We start from the raw sequence: 19,122 nt of genomic DNA, 5'->3' as shown, positions 1-19,122 counted from the left end.
TTGGCACATAAACCGAAATTTTGGCGCATAACCGAAAATTTTGGCGCATAAACCGAAAAGTTTGGCACATAACCGAAAACTTTAGATCATAAACCAAACCTTTAGACAATAGAACCAAACTTTCAGATTGTAACTGCAACTCTCACCAATCCATAACAACAAAAAAGCTCTACCGCTTGTCCAAAAACAAGCAGTAAAGCTCACTCTTACCGCAAAAACCAACAGAGTGCTAGTTAACTTCGCTTTTCTGTGCAGTGCGACTTTTCTTTTGCCAAAATTCTTTTACTTTGGCAATCGCATCCTCTGTGTTTTTTACATATAAGTCGATTGTTTGTTCATCTTTGTATTGCATTGCCGTTCTTTCGTAAAGTGGATCGTAGTAATAGGTTAGCAGCAGTGCGACGGCCTCGGCGTAATTTTCGGTCTGCAATGCTTCTTCTATTTTAGCGGCAGCTGGTGTGTGAATGCGTCGCTTTATTAGCTGAAATGCTTCTACACATTCGTCGTGATGATCCCATGGAGAATAGTCTGCTAATATATGCTGGACTCTCTCCTCGATTGGCATATGGATAAAGAGCTGCGCACCATACTCCTTTTTTTTCAAAAGAAAGTCTGGCAGCAATACTTTTCCGATGCGCTTGCTTTCTCCTTCCATTAAAAAATAGGGAGAAGGGGGCAGCTTTTCGATTTCGCCGACAAGTAAGGAATCAAATGTTTTCTGATTGTTAGGCTTTAGGCCAATTTGTCCGAAGATCGACCCACGGTGATTCGCCATTCCTTCCAATTCGAGAACAGGAAGTCCTTCTTGTTTTAATTGCTGCAGAATCACGGTTTTATTGGAACCAGTATAGCCATTTAACACGATTGCTTCTTGAGCCATTTCCATTGTATCTAGTTTGTGAATGACCCACCTGCGATACGTGCGGAATCCACCTTGCAAGCGGTAGCTATGCACACCCACTAAATCGATAAGCGTTGCCGCTGTTTTGCTACGCATTCCGCCGCGCCAGCAGAAGACCACTACATCTCTGGATAGTTCCTGGAATGATTGGATGAAAGCAGGCAGCTTGGCTGAAACAATTTCCAAGCCACGAGCCTTTGCTGCTTCTACGCTGACTTGTTTATAAATTGTTCCAACCTCTGCTCTTTCTTCATCTGTAAAAAGTGGAATATTAATACTGCCTGGAATGGAATGCTCATGAAATTCAGAGGGAGAGCGAACATCCACTAAGGAAAATTCTTTTTTCTCCCGTAATTCAAATAATCGTTCAATCGTTATATCTTGAAACAAGGTAGCTCCGCCTTTCTCTTACCCAACAAAAATATGGCCAGGGCTCTCGTCTGTGACGTCACCAATGATGGCAGCTTCTACGCCAGCATCAACTAATTCTTGCAGCAATGAATCTGCTTGGTTGCCTTTAACGGAGATCAACAATCCACCAGAGGTTACCGCATCGCATAAAATCAATTGATCGATTTCATCCAATTCAGAAGAGAAAGTAACATCGCCTTCTAAATGAGCAAAGTTATTTTTCGTACCACCAGGAATAACGCCTTCTTGTGCTAGTTCTTTTACACGAGGAAGAACAGGAACTTGATTGGACGCGATTTTAATAGTGGTATTGCTTCCTTTTGCCATTTCAGAAGCATGTCCAAGAAGTCCAAATCCAGTGACATCCGTACAAGCATGCACCTCATAAGCTTCCATCACTTCAGCAGCCTTCTTATTTAGTGTAGCCATAACTTTCGTAACACGATCAATTTCTTCTGTTGTCAAAAGGCCTCTTTTAATAGAAGTAGTTAAAATGCCGACACCAATTGGCTTTGTTAAAATTAGTTTATCAGAAGGCTTAGCTCCTGCATTTGTACGGACTTTATCTGGATGAATGGTACCAGTGACAGCAAGACCAAATTTAGGCTCTTTATCATCGATAGAATGACCGCCAACAAGTGTAGCTCCAGCTTCTTTTACTTTATCGCCGGCTCCGCGCATAATATCAGCCAGAATTTCTTTTTCCAATACAGTAATAGGGAAAGCAACAATATTTAAGGCAGTTAATGGTTTGCCGCCCATTGCATATATATCACTTAAGGCATTTGCCGCAGCAATTTGTCCGAATGAATAGGGATCATCCACAATCGGTGTGAAAAAATCAACGGTTTGGACAATCGCTAAATCATCTGTAAGCTTGTATACGCCAGCATCATCGCTTGTATCTAAGCCAACAAGAAGATTTGGATTTTTTTCAGCTGGTGGAAGGGTACGAATCACTTCAGATAAATCAGCAGGTCCAATTTTACAGCCGCAGCCTCCTTTGGAAGATAAAGATGTAAGTTTAACGGAATAAGACTGTGTCATATGACACCAACCTTCTTTCTAGTAAAATAAATATTTTTTTATAAGCTTCATTATCTATTATAAAGCAATGGGAAGCTCAATGCATGCTATGTAGATTGGATGGGAAAAAAAGGAGGTTAAATCTTTTTCGAGTGTCTAAAAATAAATATGTGATATAATTTAATCGCACTTAATTTAATGATATCGAAGGTGAAAGAGATGAGTACGTTAACAGAGGAGCAATCAAGCCAAAAAAGAACGTTTTGGTTCGCTTTTCTATTTATAGTAGTTACGGTAATTGGTCTTACTTATGTGAAATGGTGGCCTTATTATCATAAAGCGATCCTTTCTTTTCAAACACATTCTATTGGAGATTCGATTCTCCAAGATCAGATTTCAAACACTTTTACTTGGAATGCGGCAGTAAATTATACCGTTGCCTACTTCCAATCTGTATGGAAAGCAGCAGTTTTAGGTATTCTGCTTGGATCCCTTGTTCAAGTGCTGTTACCGTCGGGGTGGTTGCTGAAGGTTCTAGGGAAAACTAGCTTTGGCAGTACAGCAGCTGCAGGACTTGCATCCATTCCAGGGATGATGTGTACTTGCTGTGCCGCGCCAGTTGCAGTTGGACTTCGCAAAAAAAATGCTTCCGTCGGCGCAAGTTTAGCTTTTTGGATAGGGAACCCGACTATCAATCCAGCAACCTTAATTTTTATGACCTTTGTCCTTTCTTGGAAGTTTACATTATTACGTCTTGTGATTGGACTAGTTTTAACGTTTGGCATTAGCTATCTCGCTAATCGCTTTGTGAAAGATACGCCAACTGTATCTGTTGATAAATTACTAGAAGATGCAGAAGAGGATAAGCGTTCCTTTATGAAAAGATGGCTTACTTCTTTAGGAAGCATGGTTCTTTATGTCGTTCCGGCGTATGTTTTGTCTGTTTTAATTTTAGGAGCTGCACGATTTTGGATTTTCCCACAATTAAGTGACAGCATGTCTAATAGTTTAATCGCTATCCTGATTTTTGCCATTGCTGGAATGCTGTTCGTTATTCCAACGGCAGCAGAAATCCCAATTATTCAAACCTTAATGCTGATGGGGCTTGGCGCAGGACCAGCTGCAGCCTTGCTTATTACATTACCAAGCATTAGCTTGCCATCCTTATTGATCGTAGCGAAATCCTTCCCAAGGAAAGTGCTCGTATTTGTAAGTCTTTCCGTTGTTGTATTAGGTATTATCAGTGGATTAATAGGAAAAGTTATTTTATAGTAGCCGAGGATCCGCATGTGTCAAAACACTGCGGATCTGTTCTTTTTAACGACGTCGGTCGATGAACGTACGATTAATTCTGGTTCGTAAATAGTTGAAGTCTCTAATGGATCGAGTTCTTTTCCCTCTATAGCTGCAAGTATAGATTTAGCGGCATCGATTCCCATACGGCTTTTGGGATGAGCCATGGTTGTTAGGTTTATTTCTTCTGCTAAAGAAGAATCATCAAAACCGATAAGGGAGACATCCTCTGGTACGGATAATTGTAATTTTTGTAAAACCTTTAATGCAGATCGTGCGACGAGATCATTGTAACAAACAATCGCAGTTGGCATCGTCTTCTTATTTGTAAGCGTATTCAATAATCTTTCTTCAAAATCATCGCTTAACTGTTCCGTAGTAAAGGTTACTAAAAGCTCTGGAACAATCGGAAGCTTCCCATTTCGCATCGCCTGCAAAAAGCCCTTCATCCGATTGACTCCCTGCAAATCATCCGATTTAAAGATGCCTAGAATTTGTTCATGACCAAGCTGAAGCAGATGATCTGTCGCCATATATCCACCTTTGACATCATCCATGATGAAATGAAAAGGAGAAAGCTGCGAATAAAACTGATTAATCATCACATACGGAATATTACGTTCCTCCAGCTCCAGATAATAGTCCATATTGGGATTAAATTGACTGCTTTTCGTAGGCTCCAAAATAAGTCCATCCATTTTCAAATCAAGGAGATTCCGAATACATAGGCGTTCTTTGGCATGATCATTTTCCGTACAAACTACTGTTAAGGAGTAGCCTCTATCCTTCAAATAGCTCTCCATTCCACGAATGATTGATGGGAAAATATAATCGGAAATATACGTTGCCATCACCCCAATATTCTTCCCATTCGTTCGGTTATCCCCTATTTTACTAGCAAAAGGCTCCCCACAAAAAGTGCCAACACCCGGCTCCCGATAAAGCCACCCATCATCCACAAGCTCCCCAATCGCTAAGCGAACCGTATTCCTGCTCACATCAAACAGTTTAGAAAGCTCATACTCCGAATAAATCCGCTCCCCCGGCTTCACTCTCCCTTCCATCACCCAATCCTTTACCGCCTCTACCACCATTAACTTCTTCGAATGTCGTCCCACCATAGAGTCCCCCTTTAATTGAAAATCTGTTACTTCTAAGAAATGCAGACAATTCCGCAGATATACATTAATTCCGGTTTTTTCTTAAAGATTGTTGGGTTTTGGGTTGATGGAGGTGAAGGGAATTGGGGAGAGTTGCAAGTAAAAGTGTGGGAGTTGCAAGTAAAAGTGTGGGAGTTGCAAGTAAAAGTGTGGGAGTTGCAAGTAAAAGTGTAAGAGTCGCAAGTAAAAGGGTAGAAGTTGCAAGTAAAAGTGCGTGAGTCGCAAGTGAAAGTGTAAAAGCTGCAAGTAAACGTGAGAAAGTTGCAAGAAAGTGTAAGAGCTGCAAGTAAAAGTGTAAAAGCCGCAAGTAAAATGGCGAAACTAGCAAATAAAGAGGGAAAAGCCGCAAATAAAAGATTTAAAACCGCAAATAAACTCCACCCCACCACAATCCAATATCAAATTCCACAAAAAAAATTACACCTACCAAGTAAATCCTACCTAACCTTTCTAAAATAGGACCTCAAAACCCCTTTACCACCAACTATGATTTTTATAAAGTGAAAATTAATCTAGACATTTACATTTTTAAGTATATACATTATAATGAAAACGATAACAGGAAAGAGTATGAACGAAATAAAAATTACTAGATTAGAAGACTCAACGACAAAAGATAAAGGAGATAGAATAATGAAGAAATTTCCGGAGAATTTTTGGTGGGGTGCAGCTACGTCTGGACCACAAAGTGAAGGTCGTTTTAATAAACAGCATGCGAACGTTTTTGACTACTGGTATGAAGTAGAGCCAGAAGTATTTTATAACCAAGTTGGACCAGACACAGCATCTAATTTTTATAATAGCTACGTAGAAGATATTGCGCTAATGAAAGAAATCAACTTAAACTCTGTCCGTACTTCGATTCAATGGACTCGTTTAATTGATGATTTCGAAACAGCTAGTTTAAATGAGGATGGCGTGAATTTTTATAATAATGTCATTGATGAATTTATTAAACAAGGTATTACTCCTGTATTTAACCTACATCATTTTGATTTGCCAGCAGAGCTTTATCATAAATATGGTGGCTGGGAGTCTAAGCATGTCGTTGATCTTTTCGCAAAATTTGCGCGACGTTGCTTTGAGTTATTCGGTGATCGTGTGAAACATTGGTTTACTTTTAATGAGCCAATGGTAATTGTGGAAGGTCAATATTTATATCAATTCCATTATCCAAAACTAGTAAATGGGAAAAAAGCGGTGCAAGTAGCTTATAATCTAAATCTTGCTTCTGCAAAAGCCATTAAAGAATTCCGTGACCTGAAGTTGAATGAAACAGGGGCAAAAATCGGAACAATCCTAAACTTAACGCCTTCATATCCAGCAAGTGATAAGCCAGAAGACGTGGAAGCAGGCCAAACTGCCGACCTGTGGCGCAATGAAATGTTCCTGCATGCAGCTGTTTATGGGGAATTCCCACCTGCATTAGTAGAGCTTTTGACAAAAGATAAAGCGATTTGGGAATCAACAGAAGAAGAGCTTGCGATATTAAAAGAAAATACGATTGATACACTTGGGGTGAATTTCTATCATCCATCTCGTGTAAAAGCGCCAGATGTTGCGCCGAATAGTGTGGGAGACTGGATGCCAGACCGTTACTTTGATAACTATGATATGCCTGGTCGCCGCATGAATTTAGATAAGGGCTGGGAAATCTATCCGAAGGCACTTTATGATATCGCCCTTAATATCCGTGATAATTATAAAAATATTGAGTGGTTCGTTTCTGAAAATGGAATGGGTGTTTCCCGAGAAGAACGCTTTTTAAATGAAGAAGGCGTAATCGAGGACGATTATCGTATCGAATTTATCCAAGAGCATTTAGAGTGGCTTCATAAAGGAATCGAAGAAGGCTCTAATTGCTACGGCTATCATTTGTGGACGCCAATTGATTGCTGGAGCTGGATGAATGCGTATCGCAATCGCTATGGATTTATCTCTAACAATATCCATACACAAGTGAAGACAATTAAGAAGTCTGGTCATTGGATCAAAGAAGTAAGTGAAAATAACGGGTTTTAATAATATTTTACGAAGATCATCGCACATTCTTTGCGGTGGTCTTTTATTACAGGCTATAATAGGATTGAAAGCGCAGACATAAATGAGGTGGTGATAAAATGTCTTTATTAGTAATGGATATAGGCGGGTCTTCCGTAAAGTTTGCAGTATGGGAAAAAGAACAGCTAGTGGACAAAGGCTCCTTTGTTACACCGAAAACTTGGGAAGAGATGAAACGAGAAATGCTCCAGCTAAAAGAAAAAATGGCAGCGGAATATACGATTGAGGGCGTTGCATTCAGTGCTCCAGGTGCCGTAAATCAAGCAAAAGGCGTGATTGAAGGAGCAAGCGCTGTTCCGTATATTCACCACTTTCCTATAGTTTTCGAACTAGAAGAACTGTTTGATTGCCCAGTCACGATGGAAAATGATGCAAACTGTGCAGGACTTGCAGAGGTTTGGCGAGGAGCAGCAACTGGATTAAAGAATGTGCTATTTGTAGTCATCGGCACTGGAATAGGCGGTGCAGTTATCGTCGATGGGAAAATTCAACACGGCAAGCATCTATTTGGCGGCGAATTTGGCTTTATGCTCCTTAAAGATGATCAAACATTCAGTACACTTGCTACCCCTGTCCGAATGGCGAAGCGTTATTCCAAGCGACTGGAGCTGGAGACTGAATTAAGCGGCAAGGAAGTATTTGAGCTCGCAGAACAAGGTGATGCGGTGGCAAAAGAGGAAGTAGAAACCTTCTATCACTATTTAGCAACAGGCATCTATAATCTCCAGTACAGCTTTGACCCTGAGAAAATCATCATTGGCGGTGGAATCTCCAGCAAAGAGGGCCTAATCGGCGAGTTAAATGCTCACCTCGAAAAAGTAGTGAAAAGCGTTAAAGTTGCCTCCTTTCTTCCAGAAGTGGAATTATGCCAATTCAGGAATGATGCAAATTTAATTGGTGCTGTTTATAACTATCAGCTTGCGTTTGGGGAGTAAAGGCGAGTTGGATTTGCAAGTAATTGGGAGAGTCGTAAGTAAAATTGTTAGAGTTGCAAGTAAGAGTGGTGAAGCCGCAAGAAAAAGTGGTGAAGTTGCAAGTGAAAGAGGCTAAGCTGTAAATAAAAGGTAAATCCACAAGTAAGAGTGGTGAAGCTGCAAGTGAAAGAGGTAAAGCCGCAAGAAAAAGTGGTGAAGCTGCAAGTAAAAGAAGGCAAGCCGCAAGAAAAAGTGGTGAAGCTGCAAATAAAAGAGGCAAAGTCGCAAGAAAAAGTGTGAAAGCCGCAAAAAAAAAGAGGCTAAGCTGTAAATAAAAGGTAAATCCGCAAGAAAAAGAGGTGAAGGTGCAAGTATAAGAGGCAAAGCCGCAAGTGAAAGTGATGAAGCCGCAAGAAAAAGAAGGCAAGTCGCAAATAAAAGATGCAAAGTTGCAAGAAAAAGTGTGAAAGCCGCAAATAAAAGAGGCTAACCCACAAGTAAAAAGGCAAAGCCGCAAATAAAAGCCACTGACTCCCAAGTAAACGTGCATTCGCACACAAAAAAAGAGCTTATCAACATAAGAATCACCATAAAGTCTCGCAAATCGTTCATCCCATACACCAAGAAAGAAGTACATAAATAATGTTAGTAAACGATAAAAAAGGAGAAAAGAGGGAAACCATGTATATTGCAGATGAAAATAGATATGAAAAGATGATGTACAATCGTGTTGGAAAAAGTGGCTTGAAATTATCGGCGCTATCTTTAGGGCTTTGGCATAATTTCGGGGAGGTGGATTTCTTTGAAAATATGCGTGCCTTAGTGAGAAGAGCTTTTGACTTAGGGATTACTCATTTTGATTTGGCGAATAACTATGGTCCCCCAGCTGGTAGTGCGGAGGAGAATTTTGCGAAAATCTTGGAAAAGGATATGAAGCCTTATCGGGATGAACTCATCATTTCAACAAAAGCTGGTTATCCAATGTGGAAAGGTCCTTATGGGGATGGAGGTTCGAAAAAGTATTTAGTATCCAGTCTTGACCAAAGCTTAAAGCGTATGGGGCTTGATTATGTAGATATTTATTACCACCATCGTCCAGATACAGAAACGCCATTAGAGGAAACAGCAGAGGCTTTGGATTTATTAGTACGTCAAGGAAAGGCGCTGTATGTTGGGGTTTCTAACTATACCCCAGAGCAAACAAGAGAAATGGCAGAAATTTTTGAAGCGAAAAAAACGCCATTTATTATTCACCAACCATCCTACAGCATGTTTAATCGCGGGATTGAAGATGGCTTGAAGGATGTACTAGTTGAAAAGCAGCTTGGAGCAATTGCGTTTAGTCCACTTGCACAAGGTCTATTGACAGATCGCTATTTGAACGGCATTCCAGAGGATTCACGGGCAAATCGAGAAACAGGACGTTGGCTACATAAAGAGAATGTGGAGCAGACGATTGAAAAAGTAAAAGCACTAAACAATATTGCAAAGGACCGCGGGCAGACACTTGCGGAAATGGCTGTTGCTTGGATCCTTCGCGATGGTATCGTGACAAGTGTTCTTATCGGTGCAAGTAAAGTTAGTCAAATTGAAGATAATGTCAAAGCGTTAGACAACATTCACTTCAGCGAAGAAGAGCTTGCCGCAATTGATCGTGTATTAAAGGGATAAGAAGCAAAAGAAAACACTACAACTTTTCCATGGTTGTGGTGTTTTTTGTAAAATGATTTATAAATGAAGGGTATTCTTTTTCAAACGGGCAACGATGTACTCAGCCTGCACAATCATGAAAAGCATAAATAAAGGAATAGCGAGCACGACAAGCTTACGGTGCCAATGCAAATTACGATGGAGTAAATAGGAAGAAAATAAGTTTGTCAGCAACATGTTCAACAAGTTGGTCATAAAAATCACCCTTTTTTTCTTTAGTTTGATAAGAATGGGTAATTCTTATTCAATTGCTTATATGGAATAGCAATACGGAATATCTTTTATATAAAATAGGAAAAAGTTAGCTCCTTTCCTGTCCCATTGCTAGCTTTTTTTCTATATGAAAGAAAAAAGGAGTTGTTGATATGACACTAGGATTTGATTGTGCGACGAAATTAACAGAGAAAATGGCGAGGGATTTAAAGAGGGCAGGCTTTGAATATGCGGCGCGATATTTAGGTGATAGCTGGAAGTCATTTGATAAAAAAGAGGCGGAGATCATCCAAAAAACTGGGATCAAGCTAATTAGTATTTTTCAAAAAAGCGCCAATAAACTTTCTTATTTTACTGAAAAGCAAGGAATAGCAGATGGAATAGACGCAGAAAAATGGGCGAAAGCAGTCGGCCAACCAGAAGGAACAGCAATCTATTTTGCCGTCGATTGTGATATGACAGGTAAGCAAATGTCGATTATCCAAACCTATTTTTTAGCCGTGAAAAAGCAGCTGACGTCCTACAAGGTAGGGATCTATGGATCTTATGCAGTGATGTATGCGATGAAGAACGATGCCGATTATTTTTGGCAAACCTATGCATGGTCCCGGGGAGAGGTTGCCCCATTTATTCATATGTATCAGCACGAAAATAATATTATCATTGAAGGCGTCAATATCGATCGCAATCGGATTATGCAAAGTCCAGGACATTGGGGCGCGGAAACTGCAAAGATCAGTGAGTATACCGTTCAGCAGGAAACAGGCGCTTTTATGACAGCAGCAGATGCCAAAGCTGGCAAAAATCAAAAGGGAACCGTCAAGCCGGGAGCCTATTCTATTTTTAATACATCCCAAGGAATGATAAATGTCACGAAAGCGGAAGGAAAACCTGGATCTTGGATTAATCCCCACCAAGAAACGATACATATTGTATCAAGTGGCGAAACCTTAACGAAAATTGCGAAAACCTATAGTACCACCATTCACGCAATCCAAGCAAAGAATCCGCAGATTAAGAATATTAATCTTATCTATGCAGGACAAGTGATAAAAATCTGATTTGACTAGACAAATTTTATTAATAATAAAGGGTTTTCAAGAGGGAAGAGCGAATGAATAAGCGAGGTGAATACAAAGATGAAATTATTTGAAAAGGAAGTTCGATGGGGAATTATTGGCTGTGGAGATGTAACAGAGGTCAAGAGCGGACCAGGCTTTCAACGAGCGGAAAATTCGAAGCTAGTGGCGGTAATGAGAAGAAATGGCGAATTAGCCAAGGATTATGCCAAGCGCCATAACGTTCCAAAATGGTATGACGATGCCGTAGCTCTGATTAATGATCCAGAAGTTGACGCTGTTTATATCGCTACCCCTCCAGGTTTTCATAAGGAATACACCATTCTTGCGGCTAAAGCAGGCAAACCGGTGTATGTGGAAAAACCGATGGCAAGAAATTATCAGGAATGCCTTGAGATGATTGAAGTATGTAAACAAGCAGAAGTCCCTTTATTTGTAGCCTATTATCGACGAGCACTTCCTCGTTTTTTGAAAATAAAAGAGATCATCGACAGCGGCGTATTAGGTGATATTCGATTTGTGCGGACGATTCAATATCAGCCTCCGCTAAATGACGATCAAGCATGGAGAGTGCAGCCCGAGCTCGCTGGCGGTGGACTTTTCCTTGATCTAGCTAGTCATACATTGGATATTCTTGATTTCTTGTTTGGACCAATTAAAGAAGCAAAAGGGTTCGCATCGAATCAAAATGGGAGCTACCAAGCAGAAGATATCGTAACCGGCACCTACCTATTTGAGTCAGGCATTCATGGGACAGGCACTTGGTGTTTCAGCGCCCACGACCATATCGACGAAAACGAAATCGTCGGAAGCAAAGGCAAACTTACCTTCGCAACCTTTGGAAACGGCCCAATAACCTTAACAACTGTGGGGGCAACGGAAGAGTGGGTCATCGAAAATCCCCGCCACATCCAACAGCATCTGATTCAATTGATGGTAGATGAGTTAACTGGAAAAGGAACTAGCCCTAGCACAGGTGAAAGTGGAGCAAGAACAAATTGGGTAATGGACCAGCTGATAAAAGGGTATTATCAATAATAAAACTGGGAGAGAAACATTTCTTTTGGGGAGTGTTTCTTTTTTTGTGGGGGGAAGTGTGAAAGAGTATGGGGGAGAACTGCTGAAGTTATTAGATGAATTTGAAAGATGGGGTTTTGATGGAAGAAGAGTCTAAAAAGCCGGTTTGAGGGTAACAGAGAAGCCGTCTCTGTGCCCGAGAGCAAGGAAAAGAAGAGGAGAAGGTAACAGAGAAGCCGTCTCTGTGCCCGAGAGCAAGAAAAAGAAGAGGAGAAGGTAACAGAGGAGCCGTCTCTGTGCCCGAGAGCAAGGAAAAGAAGAGGAAAAGGTAACAGAGAAGCCGTCTCTGTGCCCGAAAGCAAGAAAAAGAAGAGGAGAAGGTAACAGAGAAGCCGTCTCTGTGCCCGAGAGCAAGGAAAAGAAGAGGAGAAGGTAACAGAGAAGCCGTCTCTGTGCCCGAAAGCAAGGAAAAGAAGAGGAGAAGGTAACAGAGAAGCCGTCTCTGTGCCCGAAAGCAAGAAAAAGAAGAGGAGAAGGTAACAGAGGAGCCGTCTCTGTGCCCGAGAGCAAGAAAAAGAAGAGGAGAAGGTAACAGAGGAGCCGTCTCTGTGCCCGAGAGCAAGGAAAAGAAGAGGAGAAGGTAACAGAGGAGCCGTCTCTGTGCCCGAGAGCAGAAAAAGAAGAGGAGAAGGTAACAGAGAAGCCGTCTCTGTGCCCGAGAGCAAGGAAAAGAAGAGGAGAAGGTAACAGAGAAGCCGTCTCTGTGCCCGAGAGCAAGGAAAAGAAGAGGAGAAGGTAACAGAGAAGCCGTCTCTGTGCCCGAAAGCAAGAAAAAGAAGAGGAAAAGGTAACAGAGAAGCCGTCTCTGTGCCCGAAAGCAAGAAAAAGAAGAGGAGAAGGTAACAGAGAAGCCGTCTCTGTGCCCGAAAGCAAGAAAAAGAAGAGGAAAAGGTAACAGAGGAGCCGTCTCTGTGCCCGAAAGCAAGAAAAAGAGATGTTCATCAAAGCAATGAACCCCCCATTCCACATCCCCCATCCCCACCAAAAAAATCCCAGAGCAACTACTATGCTCTGGGATGGAAATACTGCCTTTATTAACTATCTTTAGAACTGGTTGTGGCTCTACGGATAAACAGAGAAAGAACCAACGCAACACTAGCAATAATCGTTGCCACGATAAATGCATCGTTAATGCCGCTAATCGTAGATGCTTGTGCTGCTTTTCCATAAATAGTGGAAATAGCTAGGGTTTGGCCAGCCCCTGTTGGTAATCCGGTAAGCCCTGCTAAACCTTGACCAAGCTGAGCAAACTTCTCTGCAATATACGGATTTGCAGAAGAGATAATGTTGTTATAGTTATCTAAATGAAATGCTGTACGATTTGTCATGACTGTGATCAAGAAGGCAGTACCGATACTTCCGGCAACGGTTCTTGTTGTGTTGGATACGGCGGTACCGTGGCTTGTTAAGCTTAATGGTAACTGATTCATACCTTCTGTCATAACCGTCATCATAATAAAGGACATACCAAACATCCGGAAAATATAGAGCATCATTAAATGGGAATAGGATGTTTGCATCGTTAATTGCGTGAATCCCCATGTAGTGAGTACCGTGATAATTAGGCCGATGATCGCGAGTGGTCTTGCGCCAAATCGGTCAAATAGCTTTCCAGCAATCGGGGACATGATTCCCATGATGATTGCACCTGGCAACATTAATAATCCAGAATCCAGTGCCGTGAAGCCACGGATATTTTGTAAGTAAATAGGTAGAAGCAGCATTGCTGCGAACATGGCCATATTGACAATCATGCTTATTAAGGTTGTTAAGGTAAAGATACTATATTTGAATACACGCAAGTCAACCATAGGCGCTTCGGTTGTAAGTTCTCTCCAGACGAATAGGCATAAGAATATAACGCCAATAATTAGAGAAAGAACAACAACGCTGCTGTCCCAGCCATTATTTCCTGCTTCACTGAATCCGTAAAGCAAGGACCCTAGGCCGACGGTACAAGTGATAAAGCCAATCGTATCAAAGACTGGATTCGAAACTTTTGTTACATCCTTCATCCATGCAAGGGCGATAATTAAATCGAGGATGCCAATTGGAATAACAAGCTCGAATAATACTCTCCAAGAATAATGACCTATTAACCAGCCTGATAAAGTTGGACCGATGGCAGGAGCGAAAATCATCACAACACCCATAATCCCCATCGCTGTTCCGCGTTTTTCTGGTGGGAAAATAATTAAAAAGACGGTCATCAAAAGTGGCATTAATAAACCTGCTCCTGCTGCTTGAATGATGCGTCCAATTAAGAGCATCGAAAATCCAACAGAGGTGGCGCACACAATCGAACCGATGGTAAAAGCAGAAATCGCTGCAATAAGCAATTTCCTTGTTCCTAGTTTATTAATCAAAAATGGGGTGATTGGGATAAACACTCCATTTGTCAGCATATATCCAGTGGATAGCCATTGGACAGTGCTTGTCGATACATTTAAATCATTCATAATATGTGGAATGGCCACATTTAGTAAAGTCTGATTAAGAATTGCGACAAATGCGCCGAGCATAAGGGCGACGATTACTTTGCCGCGGTTGATTTCTTCGGCAGTTTCCAATGGTTTATAAGGAGCTTTCGGTTTATTGGATTCCGCAGAACGTTCTGCCTCTTCGGATGCGTCCTTTTCTTCCATAGCCTCCACCTTTTCAAAAGGAGACTTCGCTTTAGTGGTTTCCGGCATTTCAGCTAGATCCTCTTCTCCCATAGCCTCTACCTGTTCAAAAGTGGCATTCGGTTTATTAGCTTCCGGCATTTCAGCTAGATTCTTTTCTTCCATAGCCTCCACTTTTTCAAAAGGAGCTTTCGACTTATCCGCTTCCTTAGACGCTTCTACAGGTTCAGCTAGATCCGATTTTCCAAGGGATGGCTGAATGTCATTATTCCGCTTGGCATCATCTAGGACGTTTTCTTGTTTCGCCACTGTTTTCTTTTTTCGTAAAAAAAGATTGATGATGAGTAGCAGGAGTATGCTTCCGATAATATAGCTTGTGATGTAAGTGGTCATGTCCATCACCTACTTATGAATTCTTACGGAAACGTTCATACCTGGAATTAGTTTTAGGCCGCCGTAATTGTCAATGGAGATGGTTACGGGAATGACTTGTGTTTCTTTTGTGTAGTTTCCTGAGCTGTTGTTGCTTGGCAGTAGGGAGAAGGTGCCTGCTGTTGCAAGTCCTAGGCTGTCTACTTTACCTGTTAGTACGGTATCTGGATAGGAATCTACGTATAAATCTACTTCTTGGCCGACTTTTACTTTGTTGATGTCTGTTTCGTCGACGTTTGCTGTAACCCAAAGGTTTTCTAAATCATAGCTTTTTGCAAGGGATGTTCCTGCTGCGATAAAGGTATTTGGCACGGCAGTTGATTGAACGATGGTGCTATTTTCTGGAACGGTAATATCCATATCTGTTGTACCTGATTCTGTTACAACTGCTACAGTACCAATTTTTTGGTTTTTGCTAAAAGTTGTTCCTGTTTCGCCTTTCCATTCCTTCAATTTTCCGGTAGCTGGTGAAGCGATGCTGATTTGTTGGCCGGCAATTTGGGCATTATCTGTTTTAATATAGGAAACCGATTGATCGTAAAAGTAATAACCGGCAAATCCTCCTCCTACTAAAACGACTAAAAGGATAATATTTAATAAAATCATGCGTTTGTTATTCATTGCTGTTCCTCCTCCAATTCATTTAAAATGGCTAATATTTTCCCATTTAGTTCTAGTATTTTGTTTATTTCTTCTTCTGAAAGCTCCATAACTTCTCTCACTTTGTTAGCGAGGATGGACGTTCCAGCGAAATATTGTTCCATTACCTTGTTTCCTTCTGCCGTTAATTGGATGTTTACCACTCGACGATTGTCTTCAGGAATGGTTCGTTCGATTAATTGTCTTTGGGATAGTCGATCGATAATTCCGCTAACGGTGCTTTTGGTTAATGATAATTTCGTAGCTAGTTCTCCGATTCCAATATTGGGCTGAAAGTAAATCCTGTACAGGGTTTTAAGCTGTACCGCTGTTAAATCCAATTTTTTCGCATCAAGCTGTACGAGGTGGTTATAGGCTTTGTGAATGCGAGAATAGGAGCGAATTAATTCGTTATTTAACGACCCGTTCATCTGAAATTTCTCCCTTTCTTTTTTGTTAATATAGAAACTGTTCGTATACGAACTATTGGATTGTCGCATATTTTTGTATTTTAGTCAATTGTTTTGATATAGCATAAAAATGGGGGAATGCTGGAAATGTTTAGGGTAGTATTCGGAGGAAATTGCTTGCCTCGCAATACTACCTACATCGTTATGCTTTTGGATTCTCGTTTTTTCTGCTATTTACTAATGGATTCTTTCCTCTTCAAATAAAGATAAAAAGGCATCGACTACTTCTGGATCGAACTGTTTTCCTTTGTTTGAACGTATTTCACAGAGTACTTCTTCTAATTGGAGCTCACGACGATAGACACGCTGGGAAGACATTGCGTCAAAGCTGTCTGCTACTGCTACGATGCGGGCGACTAATGGAATCTCTTCTCCTTTTAACCCTTTTGGATATCCTTTTCCATCAAACCGCTCATGGTGGTATAAAACAATGTCTAATATCCCATTATTTTTATACTGCTTAACGTGTTTAATGATTTCATTGCCTTTTATCGGATGTGTTTTTATTAATTCATATTCGTCCTCATTTAATTTCCCGGGCTTGGTTAAGACATACTCTGGTATGCCAATTTTTCCAATATCATGAAGTAGTCCTCCGATATGAATGACATCACATAAAGAAGGGCGTAAATCCATTTCCTTTGCAATTTTCATTGCGTATTTTGCGACATTTTTAGAATGGTGCATAGTATAGGAGTCTCTTGAATCTAGCGCATTGGAGAGCACTTTTGTTAACGCTAAATTATCTTCAAGCACTCTTTGAACTCTAGACATAAAGCCAACAGAAATAAGGGTGATGAGAAAATAGGTGAATAAATAGATGACAAAGGTAGAAACAGCGGGCGATTGATCTTTGACGAAAAAAAATCTACAAGAAACCACCAAGAAATTAAGCAAGAAAATCACCCAAAAAGGGCTTTTATAAAAGCCGATTCCTAGAGAAACGGAACATAGGATATAGAAGATAAAATAGTTTTCGTGATTTTCAAGAATATAGTGATTCAATATGACACTAACAAATAAGAGAATAAAGAAAAAATACCGGAAATAAACAGGGTTATTCCATATTCGATGATGCATAAAGTACCCCCAGTGCTGTCTTCTACTTCAATCGGAAGAAACCCCTTTTAATTGAAGCTTTCCCCATTTTCCCCATTTAATAAGCGAAAGAAAAGAGAAATATTTTCTAAAAAATAGTCGATACTAAAAAAATGAATTAATTACGGAGGTGATCCGATGAATGACCAACAACGTTCTTTTTTTGATCGATTAGTTTCCATACAAGAGAAGTATACAAAAGAGGCACAAGAGTATTGGAGTATGTACTCCGGTTTGGATACATGGCAGTTTTGGGTGGGAGTGCTTATGTTAGTTATTCCACTAATCGTCCTATTTTTTTCTATTGATCGAAAGCGTATATTCATAATTGGTTTCTTTGGTTTTGCTGTGCATATGTTATTCTCCTATGTCGATGCAACCGGTATTCACTTTGGTTTATGGGCCTACCCTTATCAGTTTCTTCCATTCTTACCAAGCTTCTCGCTAGATGGGGCTATTATTCCAGTGGCTATTATGCTCGTATTTCAATGGACATTAAAGCATAATAAAAACTTCTATCTTTATGCAACAATATTAGCGCTTATTTTTGGTTTTGGCTTTAAGCCATTGTTAACAAATCTCGGGTTATTTGAACCCTATAAATGGGTTAATTATTTCTATATTTTTCTGATTTATTGGTTCCTATATGTTGGAGGGTATTTATTGACAAGATTATTTATGAAGTGGCAGGAGGGATACGAGTAATTTATCCATTTTGGGCAAGGATAAGAACGGACAAGTCAATAAAGAAAGGAGTCATTTTATGTTCTTTCTTATCTTTATGGTAATCTTATTTAATGCTATTGCTTATTTTATTCCTAAACGATTAACATCTATTGAAATGTTGACAACGTCATTGTTTGCCACATTTCTTCAGCTAATAATAGATACTTTTCTTGATTTGAAATACGATTTATATGGCTATTTCAGTATAGGGGTAGATTGGGAGAGCTTGATCTATATTGGGGGAATCTATCCGGCAATTAATGTCATTTTTCTAAATTACTTTCCGTATAAAAGTGGTCTTCGTAAAAAGATAATCTATATTTTCATTTGGGGAGTCATTGCAATGATTTATGAAACCCTCTTTATTTGGAGTGGAACTTTTTATTTGAATGGATGGAAACAAGCTTATTCCATTTTTACGTATCCTGTTCTTTATGTCATTCTGATGCTCTTTCACAAATTCACGGTGAAAATGATTGAAAGAAGTAAAAGGGAAAGAAGCGATTAATTACCCTATTATTTGGTATAATGATTGGAAAACCGGATATTAGGGTGGTTTATCATGACAATACTTATTTTTATAGTAGCTGGTTTAGCTGAAATCGGTGGAGGCTATCTCATTTGGCAATGGCTTCGTGAGGGGAAGTCCTATTATTGGGGGATTTTGGGCGGAATATCGCTCGTTTTATATGGGATTATTGCGACATTTCAAACGTTTATGTCGTTTGGAAGAGTGTATGCTGCGTATGGAGGCATCTTTATCATTCTCTCTGTTTTATGGGGATGGGGGATAGATCGAAAGTCACCTGATTTGTATGACTGGATAGGTGCAGGAATTTGCCTAGTAGGAGTAGGCGTGATGCTGTTTGCGCCGAGACAATAACATGAAAAAAAGACAATTCCATCTATCGAGCGAAAAGAGAGGGAATTGTCCTATTATAAATGGGGTTATATAGCTTACTTCTGAGAATCATTTGCAAAGACCGTCTCTAATTCTTTCATTAACAATTCTGCGCCTTCTTTGCTTAACACAAGTTTCCCGTTCCCGACTGTGATATTATCTGGTGAGACTTCCCCAGTAATCGCACATTCCTCAAAGGCTTTATACTTCTGGAAAACGATTTTTTCCCCTTCAACAAAGATTTCCAAAGGATCTTTAATTTCAATTCCCAATGTTCTTCGCAATTCTCTTGGAATAACAATACGACCTAACTCATCCACTTTCCGAACAATTCCTGTGCTTTTCATACTTTTCCCTCCTTATACATTTTTTAATATATATCCAATA

19 protein-coding genes are annotated in these 19,122 nt (G+C 40.2%); 10 read left to right on the top strand and 9 right to left on the bottom strand.

Annotation, left to right across the window (positions count from 1 at the left end; all coding sequences use genetic code 11):
- Nucleotides 1-229: 229 nt before the first annotated feature.
- Both mnmH and selD read right to left on the bottom strand, forming a co-directional pair.
- Nucleotides 230-1,291 carry a tRNA 2-selenouridine(34) synthase MnmH gene (gene mnmH, locus AB3U99_RS22130; protein WP_400243899.1) on the bottom strand — a complete coding sequence of 354 codons (1,062 nt, stop codon included), beginning with the start codon at nt 1,289-1,291 and terminating at the stop codon, nt 230-232.
- Between the two features lie 18 nt (nt 1,292-1,309).
- Nucleotides 1,310-2,359 carry a selenide, water dikinase SelD gene (gene selD, locus AB3U99_RS22125; protein ID WP_400243898.1) on the bottom strand — a complete coding sequence of 350 codons (1,050 nt, stop codon included), beginning with the start codon at nt 2,357-2,359 and terminating at the stop codon, nt 1,310-1,312.
- A gap of 198 nt (nt 2,360-2,557) precedes the next feature.
- Here selD and AB3U99_RS22120 point away from each other — a divergent pair, with 198 nt between their 5' ends.
- Nucleotides 2,558-3,610 (top strand): permease, encoded by a 1,053-nt coding sequence (locus AB3U99_RS22120; protein WP_400243897.1) that lies wholly within the window; start codon nt 2,558-2,560, stop codon nt 3,608-3,610.
- A gap of 20 nt (nt 3,611-3,630) precedes the next feature.
- Here the strand turns inward: AB3U99_RS22120 and AB3U99_RS22115 are convergent, their stop codons facing one another.
- Nucleotides 3,631-4,749, bottom strand: coding sequence for a GntR family transcriptional regulator (locus AB3U99_RS22115; RefSeq protein ID WP_400248153.1), 1,119 nt, complete (start codon nt 4,747-4,749; stop codon nt 3,631-3,633).
- A 125-nt stretch (nt 4,750-4,874) separates the two neighbouring features.
- Between AB3U99_RS22115 and AB3U99_RS22110 the strand changes: the two genes are divergently transcribed.
- From AB3U99_RS22110 to mgrA, 4 genes are all read left to right on the top strand, one after another.
- Complete coding sequence (locus AB3U99_RS22110; RefSeq protein WP_400243896.1) at nt 4,875-5,009, top strand: hypothetical protein; 135 nt, start codon at nt 4,875-4,877, stop codon at nt 5,007-5,009.
- 412 nt (nt 5,010-5,421) lie between these two features.
- Nucleotides 5,422-6,813, top strand: coding sequence for a glycoside hydrolase family 1 protein (locus AB3U99_RS22105; RefSeq protein ID WP_400248152.1), 1,392 nt, complete (start codon nt 5,422-5,424; stop codon nt 6,811-6,813).
- 98 nt (nt 6,814-6,911) lie between these two features.
- Nucleotides 6,912-7,787, top strand: a complete 876-nt coding sequence (locus tag AB3U99_RS22100) for an ROK family protein (protein WP_400243895.1) — start codon at nt 6,912-6,914, stop codon at nt 7,785-7,787.
- Nucleotides 7,788-8,447: 660 nt separating this feature from the next.
- Nucleotides 8,448-9,437 carry an L-glyceraldehyde 3-phosphate reductase gene (gene mgrA / locus AB3U99_RS22095; protein ID WP_400248151.1) on the top strand — a complete coding sequence of 330 codons (990 nt, stop codon included), beginning with the start codon at nt 8,448-8,450 and terminating at the stop codon, nt 9,435-9,437.
- A 57-nt stretch (nt 9,438-9,494) separates the two neighbouring features.
- Here mgrA and AB3U99_RS22090 read toward each other — a convergent pair whose 3' ends face one another.
- Entirely contained in the window at nt 9,495-9,671 is a 177-nt protein-coding gene (locus AB3U99_RS22090; protein WP_400243894.1) for a hypothetical protein, read from the bottom strand.
- A gap of 170 nt (nt 9,672-9,841) precedes the next feature.
- Between AB3U99_RS22090 and AB3U99_RS22085 the strand changes: the two genes are divergently transcribed.
- Nucleotides 9,842-10,750 carry a glycoside hydrolase domain-containing protein gene (locus AB3U99_RS22085; RefSeq protein ID WP_400243893.1) on the top strand — a complete coding sequence of 303 codons (909 nt, stop codon included), beginning with the start codon at nt 9,842-9,844 and terminating at the stop codon, nt 10,748-10,750.
- Nucleotides 10,751-10,828: 78 nt separating this feature from the next.
- On the top strand, nt 10,829-11,806 hold the full coding sequence (locus AB3U99_RS22080; protein ID WP_400248150.1) for a Gfo/Idh/MocA family protein: 978 nt from the start codon (nt 10,829-10,831) through the stop codon (nt 11,804-11,806).
- A gap of 1,073 nt (nt 11,807-12,879) precedes the next feature.
- Here the strand turns inward: AB3U99_RS22080 and AB3U99_RS22075 are convergent.
- The 4 genes from AB3U99_RS22075 to AB3U99_RS22060 form a co-directional block, all read right to left on the bottom strand.
- Nucleotides 12,880-14,862 (bottom strand): DHA2 family efflux MFS transporter permease subunit, encoded by a 1,983-nt coding sequence (locus AB3U99_RS22075; RefSeq protein WP_400243892.1) that lies wholly within the window; start codon nt 14,860-14,862, stop codon nt 12,880-12,882.
- Nucleotides 14,863-14,871: 9 nt separating this feature from the next.
- Complete coding sequence (locus AB3U99_RS22070; protein ID WP_400243891.1) at nt 14,872-15,522, bottom strand: HlyD family secretion protein; 651 nt, start codon at nt 15,520-15,522, stop codon at nt 14,872-14,874.
- Entirely contained in the window at nt 15,519-15,971 is a 453-nt protein-coding gene (locus tag AB3U99_RS22065) for a MarR family winged helix-turn-helix transcriptional regulator (protein ID WP_400243890.1), read from the bottom strand. The genes AB3U99_RS22070 and AB3U99_RS22065 overlap by 4 nt, the downstream gene beginning before the upstream one ends.
- Nucleotides 15,972-16,187: 216 nt before the next feature.
- Complete coding sequence (locus tag AB3U99_RS22060) at nt 16,188-17,090, bottom strand: HD-GYP domain-containing protein (RefSeq protein WP_400243889.1); 903 nt, start codon at nt 17,088-17,090, stop codon at nt 16,188-16,190.
- Nucleotides 17,091-17,246: 156 nt separating this feature from the next.
- Here AB3U99_RS22060 and AB3U99_RS22055 point away from each other — a divergent pair, with 156 nt between their 5' ends.
- Genes AB3U99_RS22055 through AB3U99_RS22045 form a run of 3 tightly spaced genes read left to right on the top strand, consistent with a single transcriptional unit; the run spans nt 17,247 to nt 18,717 of the window.
- Entirely contained in the window at nt 17,247-17,813 is a 567-nt protein-coding gene (locus AB3U99_RS22055; RefSeq protein ID WP_400243888.1) for a CBO0543 family protein, read from the top strand.
- Nucleotides 17,814-17,871: 58 nt separating this feature from the next.
- Nucleotides 17,872-18,342 (top strand): CBO0543 family protein, encoded by a 471-nt coding sequence (locus tag AB3U99_RS22050; RefSeq protein WP_400243887.1) that lies wholly within the window; start codon nt 17,872-17,874, stop codon nt 18,340-18,342.
- Between the two features lie 54 nt (nt 18,343-18,396).
- Nucleotides 18,397-18,717, top strand: a complete 321-nt coding sequence (locus AB3U99_RS22045) for a YnfA family protein (RefSeq protein WP_400243886.1) — start codon at nt 18,397-18,399, stop codon at nt 18,715-18,717.
- A 74-nt stretch (nt 18,718-18,791) separates the two neighbouring features.
- Here AB3U99_RS22045 and AB3U99_RS22040 read toward each other — a convergent pair whose 3' ends face one another.
- Complete coding sequence (locus AB3U99_RS22040) at nt 18,792-19,082, bottom strand: AbrB/MazE/SpoVT family DNA-binding domain-containing protein (protein WP_400243885.1); 291 nt, start codon at nt 19,080-19,082, stop codon at nt 18,792-18,794.
- Between the last annotated feature and the right edge of the window lie 40 nt (nt 19,083-19,122).

Source organism: Niallia tiangongensis (assembly GCF_044704065.1).
In the GTDB taxonomy this organism is placed as follows: domain Bacteria; phylum Bacillota; class Bacilli; order Bacillales; family Cytobacillaceae; genus Niallia; species Niallia tiangongensis.
Note: the sequence above shows the minus strand (reverse complement) of the source record. Positions and strands in the feature narration are given on the sequence as shown.